Source organism: Kitasatospora sp. NPDC018058 (assembly GCF_044327205.1).
Lineage (GTDB): Bacteria > Actinomycetota > Actinomycetes > Streptomycetales > Streptomycetaceae > Kitasatospora.
On sequence record NZ_JBIRFA010000128.1, the window covers coordinates 1 to 2,621 of the forward strand.

2 protein-coding genes are annotated in these 2,621 nt (G+C 69.9%); both read right to left on the reverse strand.

The genetic code is table 11. The features are described from left to right. Window positions 1–1,881 (reverse strand): DUF1906 domain-containing protein (locus ACH4E7_RS45465; RefSeq protein WP_396255107.1); only part of this gene is annotated, 1,881 nt, incomplete at its 3' end. A 77-nt stretch (window positions 1,882–1,958) separates the two neighbouring features. Beyond that, on the reverse strand, window positions 1,959–2,621 hold a 663-nt coding region (locus tag ACH4E7_RS45470; RefSeq protein ID WP_396255108.1), incomplete at its 5' end, for a hypothetical protein.

Here is a 2,621-nt window from a genome sequence, read left to right on the forward strand (position 1 = left end):
CCAGTGGCCGGTGATGGGGGTGTCGCCGGGGTTGCCGAATCGCATGGAGAAGATGACGTTGTTGGAGTCCTGGCCGGCGCCGTAGAAGTCCGAGGTGCCGGGTCGGTAGACGCCGACCTTGTCGGTGCCGCTGCCGTCCCAGTCGCCCTTGATGGGGACGTCGTCGGGGTTGCCGAATTTGATGGCGTGGTCGACGTTGGCGGCGTTGTTGGTGTTGCTGAGGTAGAAGGTGGTGTCGCTCGGGCGGTAGACGCCGATGGTGGTGGCGCCGCTGCCGCTCCAGTTGCCGACCATGGGGACGTCGCCGGGGTCGCCCATCTTGATGGCGTGTGCGACGGTGGCGTTGTCATTGCTGAGGTAGAAGGTCTGGTCGCCGGGGCGGTAGACGCCGATGGTGGTGATGCCGCGTCCGTCCCAGTCGCCGACGAGCGGGACGTCGCCGGGGTTGCCGAACCTGGTGTCGATGGCCGGGGTGCTGTTGTTCGTGCTGAGGATGAACTCCTGGGTGCCGGGCCGGTAGACACCGACGGTGTCGGCGGTTCCGCCGGCCCAGTGGCCCATCAGCGGAACATCGTTGGCCATGCCGTAGCGGTTGGAGCCGAACACGCCGCCCGACTGGTTGGCCTCGTAGAACACCTGGTCCGACGGCCGATACACACCTACCCCGGTCGGCGAGGCGGGTTGGCCGGCGACGACGTCCAGGTAGTCCCGGTCGATGTTGATGCTGACGCCGCCCCAGCTCTCGGTGACGTTCCCCGAGTACTGGTGCACCCGTTGGTGGTTGGCCCAGGCGTTGCCCGGGACGCTCGGCTCGTTGGTGTCGGCGGCGCCGTTCCACCGTGCGCTGTAGATGACGTCGGGCAGGGTGTAGCCACCGCCGATGTTGCGGGCGAGGTCGGCGATCCCGGAGTCGGAGCTGCTGTAGACCCCGGACTTGTAGCCCTTGGCGTGCAGTTCGGCAGTCCAGGCGGACAGGTAGCCGAGGACGGTGCCCGAGTAGCCGGGGCTGTAGGACTCCATGTCTTCATAGAGGACGCTGCCTGGTCCGAAGCCCAGGGCGGACGCCTGGGCGACGGCGTCGTCGGCCGCGGCGGCGCCCTGGCTGCCGGGCGAGCTGATCCGGCCGGCCTGCAGGCCGACGTAGATGGGCATGAACCGCCAGCCGGCGCCAGCCTGCTGCTGGACCCAGGAGGCGGTGAGGTTCGGCTGGGAGCAGGCCATGCTCGGGCCGCCGATGTAGACCCCGACCGCGCCGTACGGCGAGTTGGCGCGCCATGTGTTCATCGTCCCGGAGTCGGGGGCGGCGCAGGCGTCGAACCCCTTGCCGGTGAACGTGGTCAGGTCACCGGACAGCGTGGCGGCAGCCGTCGCGGCGGAGTCGGCGGCCTTGGGCGCGGCGGTGTGCGCCCGGGCGGGGGCGGTGGCTGGGAAGCCCGCGCCGGTCAGGATCGTGCGGACGAGCGCCTGGTCGGTGTCGTAGGTGGCGGTGGCCCGCAGTCCGCCGGTGACGGCCTGGAGTTCGTGCGCCACGGGGTTGACGGTGGTGCCGGGGGCGGCGGTGTCGTCCGGCTCGACGAGCAGGGCCTCGGTGCGCCCGCCCTGGAGGTGGGCCGGGCAGTCCTGCTTGGCTCCTGGGGTGCCGAGGTAGACGGCGTGCTGGTCAAAGTGCACGCAGGCGTTCGGATCCGCCGTCAGGTCCACGACCTGCCAGTCGGACGGCACGGCGAAGTGGTGCCCCTGGTAGGCGACGTCGCGCAGCCCGGACGGCTGCGCGGGCGCGGCGACCGAGGTGCCGGGTATGCCTGCGCAGAGTGCGGCGGTGACGCCGAGGACGCCCAGGGTGCGGCGGATGGGCAGGCCTGAGCGGTGCTGGTCGGACATGGGTCTCCCTGGAGAGTGCCGGCCGGGATCGCCCCGGCCGGCCGGAGGTCGGCTGATGCCTGGTCAGTCGCTGTCTGTCACCAGTGGCCGGTGATGGGGGTGTCGCCTGGGTTGCCGAATCGCATGGAGAAGATGACGTTGTTGGAGTCCTGGCCGGCGCCGTAGAAGTCCGAGGTGCCGGGTCGGTAGACGCCGACCTTGTCGGTGCCGCTGCCGTCCCAGTCGCCCTTGATGGGGACGTCGTCGGGGTTGCCGAACTTGATGGCGTGGTCGACGTTGGCGGCGTTGTTGGTGTTGCTGAGGTAGAAGGTGGTGTCGCTCGGGCGGTAGACGCCGATGGTGGTGGCGCCGCTGCCGCTCCAGTTGCCGACCATGGGGACGTCGCCGGGGTCGCCCATCTTGATGGCGTGTGCGACGGTGGCGTTGTCATTGCTGAGGTAGAAGGTCTGGTCGCCGGGGCGGTAGACGCCGATGGTGGTGATGCCGCGTCCGTCCCAGTCGCCGACGAGCGGGACGTCGCCGGGGTTGCCGAACCTGGCGTCGATGGCCGGGGTGCTGTTGTTCGTGCTGAGGATGAACTCCTGGGTGCCGGGCCGGTAGACACCGACGGTGTCGGCGGTTCCGCCGGCCCAGTGGCCCATCAGCGGAACATCGTTGGCCATGCCGTAGCGGTTGGAGCCGAACACGCCGCCCGACTGGTTGGCCTCGTAGAACACCTGGTCACCCGGCCGGTACACACC